The organism is Flavihumibacter cheonanensis (assembly GCF_022352215.1).
Taxonomy (GTDB): Bacteria; Bacteroidota; Bacteroidia; order Chitinophagales; family Chitinophagaceae; genus Flavihumibacter; species Flavihumibacter cheonanensis.
In genome coordinates, this window is the sequence record NZ_JAKRWF010000004.1 from 217,050 (window position 1) to 234,070 (window position 17,021).

At 43.0% G+C, this 17,021-nt stretch carries 14 protein-coding genes; 8 read left to right on the forward strand and 6 right to left on the reverse strand.

The genetic code is table 11. The features are described from left to right. Window positions 1-7 precede the first annotated feature (7 nt). Window positions 8-1,594 (forward strand): RagB/SusD family nutrient uptake outer membrane protein, encoded by a 1,587-nt coding sequence (locus MD536_RS17320; RefSeq protein ID WP_239602425.1) that lies wholly within the window; start codon window positions 8-10, stop codon window positions 1,592-1,594. 73 nt (window positions 1,595-1,667) lie between these two features. On the opposite strand, the gene MD536_RS17325 is transcribed toward MD536_RS17320, so the two are convergent. After that, window positions 1,668-3,137, reverse strand: coding sequence for a sulfatase family protein (locus tag MD536_RS17325; protein ID WP_239602428.1), 1,470 nt, complete (start codon window positions 3,135-3,137; stop codon window positions 1,668-1,670). 144 nt (window positions 3,138-3,281) lie between these two features. On the opposite strand from MD536_RS17325, the gene MD536_RS17330 reads away from it, so the two are divergent. Continuing rightward, on the forward strand, window positions 3,282-4,667 hold the full coding sequence (locus MD536_RS17330; RefSeq protein WP_239602430.1) for an arylsulfatase: 1,386 nt from the start codon (window positions 3,282-3,284) through the stop codon (window positions 4,665-4,667). 53 nt (window positions 4,668-4,720) lie between these two features. On the opposite strand, the gene MD536_RS17335 is transcribed toward MD536_RS17330, so the two are convergent. Next, entirely contained in the window at window positions 4,721-5,170 is a 450-nt protein-coding gene (locus tag MD536_RS17335; protein ID WP_234867971.1) for an SWIB/MDM2 domain-containing protein, read from the reverse strand. 421 nt (window positions 5,171-5,591) lie between these two features. On the opposite strand from MD536_RS17335, the gene MD536_RS17340 reads away from it, so the two are divergent. The 5 genes from MD536_RS17340 (at window position 5,592) to MD536_RS17360 (ending at window position 13,385) form a co-directional block, all read left to right on the forward strand. Further along, window positions 5,592-6,614: a flavin reductase family protein gene (locus tag MD536_RS17340; protein WP_239602431.1), complete on the forward strand. Its 1,023-nt coding sequence runs from the start codon at window positions 5,592-5,594 to the stop codon at window positions 6,612-6,614. Between the two features lie 98 nt (window positions 6,615-6,712). After that, complete coding sequence (locus MD536_RS17345) at window positions 6,713-8,308, forward strand: tetratricopeptide repeat protein (protein ID WP_239602433.1); 1,596 nt, start codon at window positions 6,713-6,715, stop codon at window positions 8,306-8,308. 214 nt (window positions 8,309-8,522) lie between these two features. After that, complete coding sequence (locus MD536_RS17350; protein ID WP_239602435.1) at window positions 8,523-11,252, forward strand: TonB-dependent receptor; 2,730 nt, start codon at window positions 8,523-8,525, stop codon at window positions 11,250-11,252. Window positions 11,253-11,267: 15 nt separating this feature from the next. Continuing rightward, window positions 11,268-12,296, forward strand: a complete 1,029-nt coding sequence (locus MD536_RS17355) for a hypothetical protein (protein WP_239602437.1) — start codon at window positions 11,268-11,270, stop codon at window positions 12,294-12,296. A gap of 9 nt (window positions 12,297-12,305) precedes the next feature. Further along, the gene (locus tag MD536_RS17360) at window positions 12,306-13,385 is read left to right on the forward strand and encodes a phytase (protein ID WP_239602438.1); all 1,080 of its coding nucleotides are present in this window, start codon (window positions 12,306-12,308) and stop codon (window positions 13,383-13,385) included. Here the strand turns inward: MD536_RS17360 and MD536_RS17365 are convergent. The 3 genes from MD536_RS17365 to MD536_RS17375 all read right to left on the reverse strand — a co-directional run bounded on the left by MD536_RS17365 (window position 13,382) and on the right by MD536_RS17375 (window position 15,760). Then, entirely contained in the window at window positions 13,382-14,254 is an 873-nt protein-coding gene (locus tag MD536_RS17365; RefSeq protein WP_239602440.1) for a helix-turn-helix domain-containing protein, read from the reverse strand. The two genes, MD536_RS17360 and MD536_RS17365, sit on opposite strands and share 4 nt — an antisense overlap. Window positions 14,255-14,326: 72 nt before the next feature. Beyond that, window positions 14,327-15,376 carry an LLM class flavin-dependent oxidoreductase gene (locus MD536_RS17370; RefSeq protein ID WP_239602442.1) on the reverse strand — a complete coding sequence of 350 codons (1,050 nt, stop codon included), beginning with the start codon at window positions 15,374-15,376 and terminating at the stop codon, window positions 14,327-14,329. A 3-nt stretch (window positions 15,377-15,379) separates the two neighbouring features. Further along, window positions 15,380-15,760, reverse strand: coding sequence for a winged helix-turn-helix transcriptional regulator (locus MD536_RS17375; protein WP_239602444.1), 381 nt, complete (start codon window positions 15,758-15,760; stop codon window positions 15,380-15,382). Between the two features lie 47 nt (window positions 15,761-15,807). Between MD536_RS17375 and MD536_RS17380 the strand changes: the two genes are divergently transcribed. Then, window positions 15,808-16,527, forward strand: a complete 720-nt coding sequence (locus MD536_RS17380) for a 3-ketoacyl-ACP reductase (RefSeq protein ID WP_239602445.1) — start codon at window positions 15,808-15,810, stop codon at window positions 16,525-16,527. 11 nt (window positions 16,528-16,538) lie between these two features. Here the strand turns inward: MD536_RS17380 and MD536_RS17385 are convergent, their stop codons facing one another. Beyond that, window positions 16,539-17,006 carry a DUF983 domain-containing protein gene (locus MD536_RS17385; RefSeq protein WP_239602448.1) on the reverse strand — a complete coding sequence of 156 codons (468 nt, stop codon included), beginning with the start codon at window positions 17,004-17,006 and terminating at the stop codon, window positions 16,539-16,541. Between the last annotated feature and the right edge of the window lie 15 nt (window positions 17,007-17,021).

The following is a 17,021-nucleotide window of genomic DNA, read 5'->3' on the forward strand; positions in this document are numbered from 1 at the left end:
ACTATTTATGAGACAAGCTAAAAATTTTATACTGCTATCCCTTTTTCTATTTTCAGGAATAATAAGTTCTTGCAAGAAGGATATTCTTGAAACAATTCCAAACGATCGGGTGTCTTCAACCATTTACTGGCGAACCGAATCAGATGCTATTTACGGCGTAAATTCAGTGTATTCTGCCCTTGATGCTGTGAATCTTTTTGTACTTGATGGTGTATCTGATATTGGACATACCAATACAACATTTACAGTTGAGTTCAATATTGAGAACGGCACCTATGACGCCTCCCACTCCCGCATTCAGACAGAGTGGCAAAATGGTTACAGAGGTATATTTCTGGCGAACGATGTATTGGCAAATATTGATAAAGTAACAACTGCTAATATTGCATTGCTTGACCGGCTAAAAGCGGAAACTAGGGTGTTGCGTGCCTACTACTACCTCAAACTTACGGGTTTATACGGCGATGTTCCTTTGATTACTACTCCAATAACAGCAACTGAAGGTTTGTCAATTACACGTACTTCACAGGTCGAGATATACGAATTTATATCTGCAGAATTAACAGCTGCAACGGCTTCACTGCCATCCACCTATCCAACAGCAGATAAAGGACGTATTACTAAGGGTGCAGCGCTTGCTTTAAAAGCAAGAGCTGATTTATGGTCGGGTAATTACAGCCAGGCGGCCGAAGCTGCCAAAGCTGTGATGGATTTGAATGTATATGGTCTGATAGATGAGTATGGCAAATTGTTTACGTATGCTATGGAGAATAGTAAGGAGGTTGTTCTGGATAAACAATTCCTGGCAGGCACACTGACTCATAATTCATTTGCCTACATGGGCCCCTACAGCCAGCGTAACAGTTCCAGCAATTTTGTGCCAACAAAAGCACTTGCTGATTTATACACCATGAAAAATGGTAAGGATATCAACGATCCAACTTCCGGCTTTGATCCGATGCAACCTTTCCTAAACCGTGATCCCAGAATGCGTTACACTATGTACCTCGATGGTGATCCTTTGCCTAGTGGAATTTTATTCAAACCGGTTCCCGGACAGGGTGGAGCAGATGAAGTAGGTAAGACACAATACAATACAAGTACTGGATATTCATTGAAAAAATATGTAGTTGCAGAAGATCTTCAAACGCCTGGTGCAAGCGGACTTAATTTTATCCTGCTTCGATATGCGGAAGTGCTATTGACATATGCAGAAGCAAAAATTGAATTGAACCAACTGGATGCCTCTGTTTATGATGCAATTAATGCTATCAGAACAAGACCAGATGTTGGACTTCCCGCATTAGAACCTGGTTTAACGCAGGAGGAATTAAGGCAGGTCGTTCGTCGGGAACGTACTATTGAACTTGCTTTTGAAGGTTGGAGATTATTCGATATAAGGCGCTGGAAAATTGGTGAGCAGGTAATGCGGGGCCCGGTATATGGAATTACCTATTTCGAAAATGGGAGCCCGGTTACTATTGAAGTTCCAAGTGTAATCCGGGTATTTGATCCGGCCAAACATTATGTATGGCCAATACCCCAAAAAGAAACCGAACTCAATCCTGCATTGGGGCAAAATCCTGGCTGGTAAAGCAATCAGTTATAAAAAAAGCTGGTACCCAATCGGGTACCAGCTTCATTTTATTTTTTTGATCGTATTAAGGCTATTTCATCACTCCGGCAGGACGCACTTCAGTACCGGTTGATTGGGTTAAGCCATCACCCAATGTTCGGCGATAGTAGTCAGCTCTTTGATTTAAAGTAGTAACCATTTCGGGATACATATCCTGCACATCACGGTCTTCTCCCGGATCAGTCCACAAATCATAGAGCGCAAGTTTTACGGTGTCTGTTCCATGCTTGCCTGGGAATCCATCTTTGTTCATTTTGGCAGGCGGACCATAGGTTTGAGATGTTGCCGGGAATACCAATTTAAAACGCTCATTGCGGATGGCTTTCAGGTTGTTTTTATCATAGTAATATACAAACTCTTTTCGGCCGCTTTCCTTCGAATTGCCCATCAGCATATCCGTAAGATTGATGCCATCAATTTTTTGTGCAGGAGAAGGAGCGTTGCAAAGCTGAACAAGCGTTGGCAGTATATCCATGGTGGTAGAAAGCTGGTTGTTAACCAGACCCTCCTGTAAACGACCTTTCCAACTCATGATACAGGGAACTTTTACACCACCTTCCCAGGCGGTACCTTTTCCCTCCCGTAATCCGGTGGTATTACCAGCGTGATTGCCGAAAGTAAGCCAGGGGCCATTGTCGCTCGTGAAGATGACCAGCGTATTGTTCAGCAACTTATTTTCCTCGAGTGTTTTTATGATAGCACCTACCGACCAGTCCACTTCTTCCATTACATCACCAAATAGGCCAGCTTTACTTTTTCCCCTAAATGCCTCACTAGCTGCCAGCGGAACATGGACCATTGGATGAGCGAGGTAGAGAAAAAATGGCGACTTCCGGTTTGCCTGAATAAATTGTGTTGCTCTTTCGGTAAACTTCCGGGTCAACATTGCCTGGTCTTCAAGAGTTCGGATATAAGAACTGGGTTTATTTCCTTCCAGCAAGGGTAAGATAGGATAGGTAAAACGATAACTGGTGGTGTCTGTCCACGGTGTACCATCGTAATAGACAGGCCACATATCATTGGAGTAGGGAATACCAAAGTATTCATCAAATCCATGCTGAAGGGGCAGGTAGGGTTCCTTGTGACCAAGATGCCATTTTCCTACCATGCCTGTTTTGTAACCCGATTTTTTCAACAGTTCCGGAATGGTTTCTTCACTGGTGTTTAACCCGAATTTTGCATTGTGATCAATTGCACCGGATATGCCGATACGGGTAGGATAACATCCCGTAAGCAATGCACTGCGGGAAGCAGTGCAAACTGCCTGCGCTGCATAAAAATTTGTGAAGCGAATGCCGTTGTGGGCCAACTTGTCGATATTCGGCGTTTGGTATGGACCACCTCCATAACAAACAGGGTCTCCATAACCCATGTCATCCATGAAGATAAGTACAATGTTTGGTTTTACCGGATCTGGAGGAGCGTCAGAAAGCTCTTTTTTCGGGTTAAATGATACCAATATGGCGCAACCGAAAAGTAATGAAAAATTTAATTTTCGCATATTGTTTAATTTAATTGAAGATACTTAAAAATCAGTCTGGATAAGCATTACAAGCTAAAAATGAAAATAAAAAAATCAATAAAATAGAAATAGTTCGGTATGAAAAAAATATCACGTAGATGCACATTCGAAAAATATTTATGGATGATACTTTATTTGATTTCTTCTGCAGCAATTGCCCAGCAAAAAAATCGGCCGCCCAATATCATTTATATCCTGGCCGATGATCTTGGATATGGCGACCTGGGTTGCTATGGACAAACAAAAATCAAAACGCCTAATATCGACCAATTGGCGGCGAGAGGAAGAAAATTCACAAGTTTCTATGCAGGCAGTACTGTTTGTGCTCCATCCAGAGCAGCACTTATGACAGGTTTGCATACCGGTCATGTTTCGGTTAGGGGTAATGGTGAGTTCCCGCTTCCGAAAGAAGAAAAAATACTTCCGGAGTATCTGAAAGAAAAAGGATACGTCAATGCAATGATGGGCAAATGGGGATTAGGACTTTCTGCTACCAGTGGCTCCCCTGAAATACGCGGATGGGATTATTTTTCCGGCCATGTACATCATGTGGAAGGTCACTACCAGCACCCGGATTCTGCCTGGCAAATCCAGGGAAATCAATTGCATAAAATTCGTATTCCCGGCGGCCAATATGCCAATGAATGGTTCACGAATGAAGCATTGAATTTTATCCGGAATGAAAAGGATCGACCTTTTTTTCTGTATCTCTCCTTTACCCTTCCACATGCTGAACTGGTGGTGCCGGATCAATTCATACAACCCTATCTGAATGCTAACGGGGAGAGTCTTTTTGCACCTGAGACAGCACACGCACCCGGACAACATTATGGTCCGCAGCGATTTCCAAAAGCCGCTTATGCAGCCATGATTACTCAAATGGATACCTATGTTGGAAATGTAATGAATGAAATCAGAAAACTTGCACTAGAGGAGAATACCATCATCATATTTACTAGCGATAATGGCACCCACCAGGAAGGTGGAAGAAAACGAGCTGATGCCATGGACTATTTTAAAAGTAGTGGTCCATTTAAGGGCATAAAAAGAGATTTGTATGAAGGAGGTATCAGGGTGCCCTTTATTGTTCAATGGCCGGGTAAAATTGAAGCAGGTTCCAGTTCCGATCTGCCGGCTGCTAATTGGGATATCGTTTCCACTTTCTGTTCATTGACTGGAATGCGCGCGCCGGAAACAGATGGAATTTCTATTGCTCCGGTTTTGTTGAACAGAACTAAAAAATCACTCCTGAAAAAAATGCAAAACAGGCCCTTTTATTGGGAGTTCTATGAACAGGGGTATAAGCAGGCTGTACGAAAGGGAAACTGGAAAGCTATCCGGTATTATCAGGGAGTACATCCGGTTCGGACTGAACTATACAATCTGGAAACAGACCCGGGTGAAAACCATGATGTATCATCTACCCATCAGGATTTGGTAAAAGAAATGGAAACTCAATTGGAAAAGCTTCGGAAACCTTCTGATAATCCTGCTTTTCAGATAAAATAAAAAAAACCATAACCGGCATTAGCTGGTTATGGTTTAACAAGTGTTAGTGAAAATTATTTCACGTTAGCACTCACGATTTTTGCCAGATCAAACATAGAGATCTGATTTTTGCCGCCGAATAGCGTTTTCAGTTTAGCATCCGCATTAATCATGCGTTTGTTGGTGCTGTCCTGAAGTTTGTTCTTTTTGATGTAATCCCAAATCTTCTTGGTGATGTCCGGGCGGGAAGCTGGCTTGGCGCCAATTACATCAGCCAGTGCTGCACTCGGAGTTAAAGGTGCCATAAAGGCTGCATTCGGAGTACGCTTTTTAGCGGCTTTTTTGGGAGCAGCTTTTTTAGCAGCTTTCTTTGGAGCAGCTTTTTTAGCAGGAGCAGCTTTCTTTGCAGCTTTCTTTGCAGGAGCAGCTTTCTTCGCAGCAGCTTTTTTAGGAGCAGCTTTTTTAGCGGCAGCTTTCTTTGGTGCGGCCTTTTTTGCGGCGGCTTTTTTGGTTGCTTTGGCCATGACGGTCTATTTTATAAGATTTTTGTTTACCGGAACAATTTAGGCATTAATAGCAGATTGTTACCAGTTCTCCTTCGGGTGTTAATAAGTTACCCTCTATTTTGGGGAAAACGCCCCTTTTTTGAGCCTTTTCCCCGGGGAAAACACCGAAAACTGGTCATTTTCCCTAGGGAAGGGACCATTTTATTGACAATTTGCCGCTCCCTTTCCCTGGGATAGAACCCTGTTTTGGGCCCCTGTGCAGGTGTTTTACCGGGGTTTAGTCTCTTTTCGGGGATATTAGTACGATTTCTCAGCCACGCAAAAAATGAGGTGTTTTACAAATGAAATACTAACCGGAAGAGCGTTTATACATCACTGTTATTAAACTTTACCCTGTTTATTTTTGTATTCTTGTATACCCATAACAGGTAGTGATTTCATGGAACTCATCATACAGAAAAGAATTCAGGAAACAAGGGATGCAGTGAGTCTTTCGATTGCAACTGCGGATGGAACTCCCATAGTTTACGAACCCGGACAATTTATCACGCTTATTTTTTCAACGCCATTTGGCGAAAAGAGAAGAAGTTATTCATTTTCTTCTTCACCAGCAGCCGGTGATCCACCAACCGTTACGATCAAAAAAATCACCAATGGAGAATTTTCTAGAAAGCTGGTAGAACTGTCGCGGTCAGGAGATCTGTTGCAGGCTAGTGCAGTAAGCGGCTTGTTCACACTACCAAAACATATCAATCCGGGACAACAATTTTTTTTCATTGCTGCAGGCAGCGGGATTACGCCCTGCTATTCTCTCATCAAAACCTTGTTGTATACTTCCTCCTGTCGAATCGTACTGATCTATAGTAATCGCGATCAGGATTCTACTATTTTTTATAATGAACTGCTTGAATTGAGAGAACGATTCAAATTCCGGTTCGATATTCGTTTCCTTTTTAGTAATCTCTTTGATGTTTACAATAGTCGCCTTGGTAAATGGTTGCTTCCCCAACTGCTTGAGCAATACCGTAAATCTGAGAAATCCCTGCTTCAATTTTATGTTTGTGGTCCATGGGACTATATGCAGATGGTTCAACTTACCCTGTTAAGTGAAGACATAAAAATCCAGCAGATTCATAAGGAGCAATTCAGTACACTGCCACGTATGCAAAAACCGGTTCCTCCTGATACCGATTCACATATGGTACGTTTTAATTACAAGGATCACCAGCAGAACTTAAAAGTTCAATATCCTGTTACCATACTGATGGCAGCCAAAGCTGCCGGTATTCCTCTGCCTTACAGCTGCGAATCCGGAAGATGCGGTAGTTGTGTTGCTACCTGCACCAAAGGGAAGGTGTGGATGGCCTACAATGAAGTGTTGATGGAAGAAGAAGTGCAAGCAGGTCGTTTCTTATGCTGCCAGGCATATCCGGTTGGTGGTGATGTAGAGATTCAGATGTAACGCACTGCCACCAATATTAATTTATTGTTTCCAATTCCGATTACTGGATTTTTTTCATGAATGCCGGTGAGTTTTGCAGGTAGGCTGACTGAATAACCATGAATCGAAATTTTATTTTCCTCTTCAATTTAACCTTGTTTTTCCTTTCATGGAGTACCATTATTTATGGCCAGCCTGTAGTAGATACCAGTTTTACTAAAATAAGGACCAAACTGGAACAATTCAGAAGATTGGAAGACGCTTTAGGTGAAGCCAATTGCTTGCAGGAAATGGGACAATTATACTATCACCTGGGTAATTATTCGGGCGCACTACAATATTTACTAAATGCTGACAAAATTTACAGGGAACTCTCCAGTACTGATCCACTGGCATCCAATCTCAATAGACTAGGTACGCTTTACTATTACAATCAACAACCTGATCTTGCCTGGAAACAATTCAAGGAAGCGCTGGAACTCTATACTAAATCAGGAAATACAGCCGGACTCGCAGAAACCTACGGCCAGGTGGGTCACCTTTATGAAAAAGAGCTGAAGTATGATTCTGCCTATTATTTTCAACGGCTTGCATTAAAAGAAGCACAGCGATCTGGTGATACGGCTATTCTTGCAAAAATTTATGAACACCTCGGATCAATTTTCGAAGACAAACAACAGTTTGATTCTGCCTACCTGTATTTTAACCGTTCCCTGGAAGCATACCGATCAAGTGGAAAAATTCTGGAACAGATTGAAGTAATTAATAACCTGGGTGATGTTTTTAGCAAAAACGGCAATCCTTCCCGTGGTATGCTCTTTGCCCGCCAGGCTGCTGAACTGGCGTTGCAAACCGAAGAAAAATATCAGCTGCAAAGTGCCTATCGCGATATTGCCCAGAATTTCGCAGCACTGAACCAATATGATAGCGCCTATGCCTACCTGGAAAAAAGCCGGCAACTGATCCAAACCATTTACACCCGTGAAAATGCAAACCAACTTGGTTTATTGCAAACGATTCATGAAACAGATAAGAAAAATGCCCAGATTGAACGCCTGCAGGCGGATCGACGGCTCAATCTGCTTTTACTCACTGCTTCCCTGGCTGTAGTGGTGTTGATTGCTGTAGTGGCTTTCCTGGCATATAACCGCCAGAAAATGAAGATTCGAAACGAACAACTGCTAAATGAACGGAATCAGCAGCTCTTTCAGACAGAAAAAGGATTAATGGAATCCGAATTAAAAAGGCAGCAATTGGAAGAAACTTCGCTTAAGCAACAATTGGATATCAAAAGCCAGGAGCTGTCCTCCCATATTCTTCACCTGATGCAAAAAAATGAAGTACTGGAAGAGGTGCGGTCGGGTTTGCAGGAGCTGCTCAAAGATGATAAAAGAGATCAGAAAAAAGCATTACGACAGCTTCTTCAAAAAATTACCATTAGTTTTTCCCAGGACAACTACTGGGAAGATTTTCGCCTGATTTTTGACAAAGTACACCCCACCCTGCTATCCGGCTTACAACAGCAATTCCCTAGTCTTACGCAAAATGAAATGCGATTGCTTGCCCTGGTGAAGATGAATATCTCATCCGCAGATACCGCCAAATTGCTGGGCATTACTACCGATAGCCTCCGGGTTGTTCGGTATAGAGTCAAAAAGAAATTGCAACTAACCCCCGAAGAATCACTTAGTGCCTTTATCCAAAGCCTTCCCTGATTACAGTTGATGTTACGGTAATATTCTGGTAATGATTCCTTAATGCCGGTTTTTCAATTTTGAAATGCTTTGATTTTCAATCTTATATCATCAGCATTAATGGCTTTGTTGCTATCCTGATAACGCCTGTTAACGGTCGGTTGCTGAATTGTTCACGCGCTAAAAATTGGAACACCAACCGCATGTGCAAGATTTGGGCCTGAAATAAACGCGTATGAAAAAAGCGGGAATACTTAGTTTTTTACTCTTTCTGACCAGTCTGATCTGGGCACAGCCTTCCAATGAATATGTACTCCTGAAAGGGGTAGTGGACGACGCGCAGAACAAATCAAAACTCGGTGGAGCTTCGATCCAGATCCGGGGAGCAAACAATGGAACGATTGCAGACCTGAATGGTGCGTTCACGCTGTATTCCTTACCCGGACAAATCCAGCTCGAAATTTCATATCTCGGGTACCGCGACACATTGCTGCAATTGAACCTGGAACCCGGCAGTATTCGCACTCTGCAGATTCACCTTACCAGCAGCACTCCCGAACTGAACAGTGTAGTGATCTCCGGTTATCTGCAGGGACAGGCGAAAGCCTTGAATCAGCAGAAAAACGCCGATAATATAAAGAATATAATTTCTTCCGATCAGATCGGGCGTTTCCCGGATCCCAATGCCGCAGAAGCTTTGCAACGGGTACCCGGTGTCAATATTGAAAGAGACCAAGGGGAAGGCAGATATGTCCTGGTACGTGGCCTCGCCCCACAGTTTACCAACATTAATATCAATGGCGAACAGATTCCGAGTCCGGAAGCCGATGTGCGATTTGTTGCCCTTGATGCGATACCAAGTGATCAGCTTGCCTCTATTGAAGTGAGCAAAACCCTGAGTCCGGATATGGACGGTGATGCGGTAGGAGGTTCTGTTAACCTGATCACCCGTATGGCACAATCCAAAACACCCCATATCAGTGGTTCATTGGCTGGTGGATACAATACACTAATGCAAAAACCCAACTGGCAGGGACAGTTGCAGTTTGATCAGCGTTTCGGAAAAAAAGAAAAACTGGGACTTTTAATAAATAGTAATTATTACCTTAATCAGCTAGGATCAGACAACTGGGAACAGGCACCCAACGATAATGAACTCGAACTCCGGGATTATGAATTGACCCGTACAAGGGCAGGATTAAGTGGTACTGTTGATTACCGGTTCAACAACCGGCACGAAGTATATGTGCGGGGAATTTACAGCCGGTTTACTGATCGCGAATGGCGTCGGCGCTATGTATTTATTCCTGAAGATGATGAGATCGAAAAACTGACCAAGGATCGTTTCGAATCTCAGAGTATTACGGCAATCAATATTGGTGGTAAGCATAAGTTTACCGGATTTTATCTCAATTATGAAGGACAGTATTCACGTGGAATTCAAAATACACCCTACGATCATGAAGCAGCTTTTATTGCTGGATTACCCTCTTCCTTTTCAGCAGCAAATGGAAAATTCCCGATACTGTCAGCCGATGGCTTTACCAACAGTAGCAATTATGAATTTGACGAAGTTTCATATGGAGGCAGTTATGCAAAAGACCAGAATATAACAGGGAAATTTGAAATTGGGATTCCTTACAAAACAGGTAGCTCCAATGGTATTTTAAAATTTGGAGCCAAAGCCAGGTTCAAGCAAAAATCCTATACCATTACCAGCGATATCTATGGAACTGATGCTGAACTTCCAACTGCAGACGCCTTTGATGAGGATCCTATTAAATCCGAGTTTCTGAAAGGTCGGTTTGATATGGGTCGCCCGATTCAAATGGGTTTATTCAATCGTTTTTTTAATGCCAATCCAGGCTTGTTTGAATTGGATGTAGAATCCAAATCCATAGACGAAGCACTCGAGTCCTTTGATGCTACTGAAAATGTGTATGCAGGATTTATTATGAGCAGACACCAGTTCAGCAAGTTAACCTTTACCGTAGGGCTGCGTTTTGAACATACCGATGTACAATATGATTCCAAAGATGTGATCATTGATGCACAAGGTGATCTGGAAGCCATTCGTCCGGTTTCAGGTACCAGTTCCTACAGTTTTCTTTTGCCACAGATTCAGGCAAAATATGAGCTATCCAGGTATACGAACTTGCGTGCATCCATCGCCAGTTCCTATGCCCGGCCTAATTTTGGAGAAATCATTCCGGCCCAGGAAATTAATCGGGAAGACCGGGTTGCCAACCTCGGAAATCCTGCTTTAAAACCAACCAGCGCGCTGAACCTGGACCTGATGCTCGAACATTATTTCGGAAATGTGGGCATTGCCTCAGCAGGTATATTTTATAAAAAGCTGGATGATTTTATCTATCGCCGGGTTATTTTCAACGGAACCTACCCATTAACCGGAACACCCATTGTCCCAAGAATTGATATCATCCAGGCACAGAATGGAAATACCGCTAACCTGGTAGGACTTGAATTTGCTTTCCAGCGGAAACTGGATTTCTTACCCGGATTCTTCAGTAAACTCAATCTCTACACCAATTACACCTATACCCATTCAAGAGCTACCATTCAAAGCCGCGAAGCGGATGAAACCAAACCGGATGCAACTGAGAAGTTTCGGCTACCCGGGCAGGCAACTCATGTTGGTAACCTGGCACTGGCCTATGAAAATAAAAAACTGGTGGTGCGCCTGGCAGCCAATTTCAATGGCGAATACCTGACAGAAGTAGGTGGTAATGCAAGCGAAGACCTGTATATCAAAAGCCGTATGCAATTGGATTTCAATGCCAGTTATGCGATCAACAATCGATTCAGGTTCTTTGCCGAGGCTCTTAATCTAACCAATCAGCCCTTTGAATCATATTATGGATCAAAAGCGGTTATGGCTCAGCGTGAGTTCTATCGCTGGTGGATGCGATTCGGCGTAAAATTTGACCTGGGACTATCTAAATAATCAAAAAATTTTGGAATGAAAAATAGTATGCTACTTCTTGGCAGCCTCCTGCTGTTATTCATAGCAGGGTGTGATAAAAAAAATACCGACCTGGTGATGCCATTGAAACCTGGCGACTTTCCGCAAGTGATCAAATTTTCTGATGAAGTGGGAGGCGAATTGGAAAACACAGATGAATTCAGTATTGCCTTAACACTAATTGACAGAGTAGACCCTTCCGGCGAGGAACCAGGGGGAACTATTGTTCCTCTTACAGAAGATGTTCGGGTCAACTTCACCATCAGTGATGTAAATGGTATTGCAGCTGTCGATTCTTACATAAAAGGAGGCAAAGCTTTATATGAAATTGATGATTGCACCAGTTCAGAGGATGAAGGTATTGACCTGGATTTTCAATTTGATCCCGTTACTGGAATTGGATCTGTTGTATTTCCAGAAGAGGTAGAAGAAATTGAATTGGTATTTGAGGTGGACGAAACCTACCTGGATGATGCGGAACTAAATGAAGAAGAGCGCTCCATTGAATTCAACCTGCTGTCAGTTGATGCTGCATCGGAAAATGTAGTCGTAAATACCGGAATGGTATTTACCTATGAAGTGCTGGACGATGAGGGAGTTGATGGTGCCTGGGACCTCGATCCTGAGAATCCTGAACAGTTTGCTGCTTTTAAAAATTTATTCGGCCTGGTCAATGAAGATATCGCCAACCTTGATGCAGCCGATATAGAGAAAATAGAAATTGAATTTGAACTCGAAGAAATAAAAGTAGTGGTTGAATTAAAAGAAACTGAACTGATTGATGAATGTGGCGAGCAGGAAGAAGTTAATATAGAAATCGAACTGGAACTGGAAATTGAAGAGTTGACTCGTCTTCTGGCAGAAGGCGAAATAGAAGCTATCGGGGAACTGGAGCAGGAAGACGGATCTTTACTGGAATATACAGTAAAAGGCAATTTTTGGATTGAAGGAAACCAGCTTCAATTGGAACTGGAAAATGAACTGGAGGATGAAACGGTTTCAGCCATTCTTCGATTAACCCGTTAAACTAATTTAATGAAAGCTCAAATAAGTTATATAGTAATCCTTGCCTGTTTTTTTGCTGGTTGTATCAATAACAGTTCATCTACTCCGGTAGCTGTTACTAAAATGGAACTGAGTCCCAGTTTTATTACCGATACACTTGAACATGATACAGATGATCCAGCTATCTGGATTCATCCGCAGGATCCCTCCAAATCACTGGTTATTGGTACCGATAAGGATTTAAATGGTGGTCTTTTTGTTTTTGACCTAAAGGGTAAATTAGACAGCAGCCGATCCGTAAAAGGATTAAAGCGACCTAATAATGTAGATATTGAATATGGCCTGGCAATTGGTGATACGCTGGTTGACATTGCTGTTGCTACAGAACGTCTGACACATAAATTGCGCATTTTCCGATTACCGGATATGAAACCAATGGATAATGGTGGTATTGAAGTTTTTTTGGGAGAAACTGGTACGGAATACCGCGACCTTATGGGAATTGCCCTGTATAAAAATAAAGCGGGTGCTATATATGCTATAGTTGGGAGAAAAAATGGTCCGACTGATAGCACCTATCTCTGGCAATATGAATTGAAGGGAACAAGAGACAGCCTGGTGCAGGTTAACTTAGTTAGAAAATTTGGTGCTTACAGCGGCCTTCATGAAATTGAGTCCATTGCTGTTGACGATCAGTTAGGATATATCTATTACTCTGATGAAGGTGTGGGTATTCGGAAATATTATGCTGATCCTGAAAATGGAAACCAGGAACTCGCTCTATTTGGTACTGGTAGCTTTAAAGAAGATAATGAAGGTATATCCATCTATACCCTTACTGACAGTACAGGATTTATCCTGGTATCCGATCAGCAGGATCATAGTTTTCATATTTATCCCAGAGAGGGGACAACCGAAAACCCTCATACTCATCCATTGCTAAGAAAACAATATGTGGCAGCCCGCGAAAGTGATGGCAGTGAAATTATCTCCATTCCGCTGCTTCCGGATTTTCCATTTGGGCTCTTTGTTGCTATGAGTGATGATAAAACTTTTCACTTTTACCGTGCAGACCAGGTAATTGGTGACAGCTTGCTGAAAAAAAATTAATACAACTGCTCCAGTAAAGAGTTTTTCACACGTATTGCCCCTGGTGATTCTCCTGTATATTTTTTGAATACAGTACAGAAATATTGTGGGGAGGAAAAGTTCAGTTCATAAGCGAGCTCGGTTAAATTCAATCCCGGATCCGCAGTTATTTTTCGTTGTGCTAACTCAATCTTTTTTCGCTGCATATAATCCGCCGGTGTAAAACCGGTTAGCTCCTTAAATAAATTTTTAAATCTTGACTCAGATAAGTTCATTTCACGGGCCAGTTCAGATACAGAAGGATTTTCGGTGAGTTTGGAATCAATAAACTGGAGAACCTTATTCAATCGCTCATTCTCAGCCTCTTTCGCCTGGCAATCGATCCTATCCAGGAGACAGAGCAATAATTGCTGTATCTCCAGATGAATCCGGATTCTTTTGATATCTGCCTCTTCCGGATTGGCAGCAATCGTATAAATATCTTCCAATACCCGTTTGATGTCTTTACTGCCACGGAAATGGCGCCGCTTCCGATCAATGATCAGGTTGCATAATTTCACCAGGTTATTGGGAATGGATTTATCCAGTTTGATCAGGATCCAGTACAGGCATCCCTTTTCTTCCGGATGACCACCTGAACCATGTACTTCACCCGGATAATGAATAAACACATCCCCGCCTTTTACCAGGAACTGTTTCCCGTTAACTTCAAAATACTGGCTGCCCTTGTCGTAATAACAGATTTCTATCATGCCATTGTGCACATGATTGGGAAGTTTTTCTTCCGCTTTATTGTAATTATACTTTCCCAGGATCTGTAAATCTTCAAACCCCAATTGTTTGAAATTGAGAATTTTTTTGCAGGATCCGGTTTCACGATCGAATAACATGACAAGCAGTTTTGGTTGGCAATCCGTTCTGAAAAGTTAGGAAATACCATCCAATTACGCAAGCCGATGATTTTATTGCGGATTTGGTACCGATTGCAGTGCTTTTTTTACTATTGGCGCCACTTTGGTACCCAGCAGTTCAATGGATTTCATAGCCAGCTTATGTGGGAGCGCTCCAATAGACAGCTGCGCCAGGTACCGGGTATGCCCAAATAATTCGTGCTCATACAGTATCTTATCAATTACCTGCTGCGGACTCCCTATCAGTAAGGCACCCTGTTTTCCTGCAGATGCATCATACTGGGCCCTGGACAAACCGGGCCAGCCTCTTTCTTTTCCGATACGCGTCATCACATCTGCATAGGGTGGAAAGAATTCGTCCAGCGCCTGTTGTGAATTTTCGGCTATATATGTATGTGAGTTTACCGCCAGTTGCAGTTTGGCCGGATCATGTCCTGCCTGTACATACCGGTCGCGGTATAATTGTGCATAGGGTTTGAACTGTGCCGGCTGTCCGCCAATGATAGCCAATGTCATCGGTAATCCATACTCTGCTGCCCGAACCACTGATTCCGGTGTGCCGCCAACTGCTACCCATATGGGTAAGCGCTCCTGTGCAGCCCTCGGGTATACGCCCCTGTTAGGTATGGTCTGGGTTAGTTTGCCTTCCCACCGTATTTTCTCTTCTTCATTGATACGCACCAGCATTTCCAGTTTCTCTGCATAAAGTGCATCGTAATCTTTCAGGTTGTAGCCAAACAAGGGAAAGGATTCAATGAATGATCCGCGTCCCGCCAGGATCTCAGCCCGTCCATCTGATAACAGATCAACAGTAGCAAATTGCTGATATACCCGCACAGGATCCTCAGAGCTTAATACCGTAACTCCGGATGACAATTTGATTCGTTTGGTCTTTACCGCCGCAGCTGCCAGTATAGTGGTAGGAGTGGAGACTGCATAATCCGGGCGATGATGTTCTCCTACCGCAAATACATCCAGCCCTAACTGATCAGCCAGTTCAATTTCTTCCAGTAAATTCTTCAATCGCTGCTGTGCTGAAACCGACTCCCCGGTTATTGGATGCGTTCCGAGATCCGCAAATGAACAGATTCCTATTTCCATACCTCAATTTTTTGTTTTTTGTTGCTCCTTACGGGCAAATTGTTTACGGGCTTTCTGGATTTCTTCCAGGTGCGCATGTGCCCATTCTGATAACAGAACCAATTGTTCGAGCAAACTTTCTCCCAGGGGAGTCAATGCATATTCTACGCGAGGCGGTCGTTCTGCATAAACAGTTCGTTTTACCAACCCATCTTCCTGCAAAGTCCTCAATGTGACCGTCAACATGCGCTGCGAAATACCTTCGATGGAAGATTTAAGCTCTGAGAATCGCAAAGTGCCATGCTTGCCAAGCAACAGAATACTGTGCATGGTCCATTTGTCGCCATAACGGGCCATGATGTCCTTAACCGGACAAACTGCTTCTATTTTTTTTCGATTTAACAATTGCTTCCTGCAAAGTTAAGTAGCTTTGGTTACTTAAAGTAACTATTATGCAGTCATTAACAAATAAGACCGCCCTGGTTACAGGGGCTGGTAAAGGAATTGGTAAGGCCATCGCATTGGCGCTGGCAGCAGAAGGTGTTCACCTGGGTTTGCTGGCCAGGACGGAAAAAGATGTGAAAGAACTTGCACATGCTATTGAGGCAAGAGGTGGTAAGGCCGCATATGCTACAGCAGATGTCAGCAACCGACTTGCAGTTGAAAATGCAGTGGCTAATCTGAAAAGCAAGCTGGGAAAATTTGATATTCTCATCAACAATGCAGGTACCGGTACATTTGGTGGTTTCCTGGATCTGGATCCCGAAACCTGGGAGCAGCAGGTGAAAGTAAATCTCTTCGGGGTGTATTATGTTACCCGCGCGGTATTACCGGATATGATTGAAGCAAAAGCAGGTGATATCATCAATATTTCCTCCACCGCAGGCAAGGCCGGCAGTCCGGTTACCAGCGCTTACAGTGCTTCCAAATTTGGTGTTTTCGGTTTATCCGAAAGCCTGATGCAGGAAGTCAGAAAACTCAATATCAGGGTAACTGCTCTGGCACCTAGCACCATTGTAACAGACCTTGCGCAAAGTGCCAACCTGATCAAAGGAGATCCGGAAAGAGTGATGCATCCGGAAGATTTTGCAGAACTCGTGATTGCACAGTTGAAACTTCATCCAAGATTATTGCTGAAAGAAGCCAGTATTTTTTCTACCAATCCAGGATAAAGAAAGGCGACTTACCAGTCGCCCATATGTTCCGGAACAATTCTTTCCAGCGTAGTTTGATCTATTTCTTTTTCTTTCCAGTTTGGATCGTATTTCACAAACCAACTCAACCACATAGAGCGGGAGAGGCGCATGAATACAGGTTGTAAAGCAATTAACAATACCGCATTGGTAATTCCCCAATACAAAACTCTGTAGTCCCCGTCTTCAAGTGAAAATCCTATCAATACCCACCAGGCAATAAAGGTTGCAACAGAAAACGCAACGGTAAGCGCATAACTTACATAAGCTGTTCCGTAATAGAATCCTACTTCAATTTCTGTGGGCTGCTGACATACCGGGCATTTGTCATTCATCTTCAGAATCTTTCCAAACGCATAAGGGTTGGAGGATTCAAATATCTTTCCCTCCCTACATCTGGGACAACGGTTCGATAATACAGTTGACAAATAGCCAGGGTGATTTGATTCTTTCGCCATATCCTTCCTGTTTTT

What these genes read in the sequence shown, in the direction of transcription:
- MD536_RS17320 (WP_239602425.1), top strand. Translation starts at nt 8, where the DNA reads ATGAGACAAGCTAAAAATTTTATACTGCTATCCCTTTTTCTATTTTCA.
- MD536_RS17325 (WP_239602428.1), bottom strand. Translation starts at nt 3,137, where the DNA reads ATGCGAAAATTAAATTTTTCATTACTTTTCGGTTGCGCCATATTGGTA.
- MD536_RS17330 (WP_239602430.1), top strand. Translation starts at nt 3,282, where the DNA reads ATGATACTTTATTTGATTTCTTCTGCAGCAATTGCCCAGCAAAAAAAT.
- MD536_RS17335 (WP_234867971.1), bottom strand. Translation starts at nt 5,170, where the DNA reads ATGGCCAAAGCAACCAAAAAAGCCGCCGCAAAAAAGGCCGCACCAAAG.
- MD536_RS17340 (WP_239602431.1), top strand. Translation starts at nt 5,592, where the DNA reads ATGGAACTCATCATACAGAAAAGAATTCAGGAAACAAGGGATGCAGTG.
- MD536_RS17345 (WP_239602433.1), top strand. Translation starts at nt 6,713, where the DNA reads ATGAATCGAAATTTTATTTTCCTCTTCAATTTAACCTTGTTTTTCCTT.
- MD536_RS17350 (WP_239602435.1), top strand. Translation starts at nt 8,523, where the DNA reads ATGAAAAAAGCGGGAATACTTAGTTTTTTACTCTTTCTGACCAGTCTG.
- MD536_RS17355 (WP_239602437.1), top strand. Translation starts at nt 11,268, where the DNA reads ATGAAAAATAGTATGCTACTTCTTGGCAGCCTCCTGCTGTTATTCATA.
- MD536_RS17360 (WP_239602438.1), top strand. Translation starts at nt 12,306, where the DNA reads ATGAAAGCTCAAATAAGTTATATAGTAATCCTTGCCTGTTTTTTTGCT.
- MD536_RS17365 (WP_239602440.1), bottom strand. Translation starts at nt 14,254, where the DNA reads ATGTTATTCGATCGTGAAACCGGATCCTGCAAAAAAATTCTCAATTTC.
- MD536_RS17370 (WP_239602442.1), bottom strand. Translation starts at nt 15,376, where the DNA reads ATGGAAATAGGAATCTGTTCATTTGCGGATCTCGGAACGCATCCAATA.
- MD536_RS17380 (WP_239602445.1), top strand. Translation starts at nt 15,808, where the DNA reads ATGCAGTCATTAACAAATAAGACCGCCCTGGTTACAGGGGCTGGTAAA.
- MD536_RS17385 (WP_239602448.1), bottom strand. Translation starts at nt 17,006, where the DNA reads ATGGCGAAAGAATCAAATCACCCTGGCTATTTGTCAACTGTATTATCG.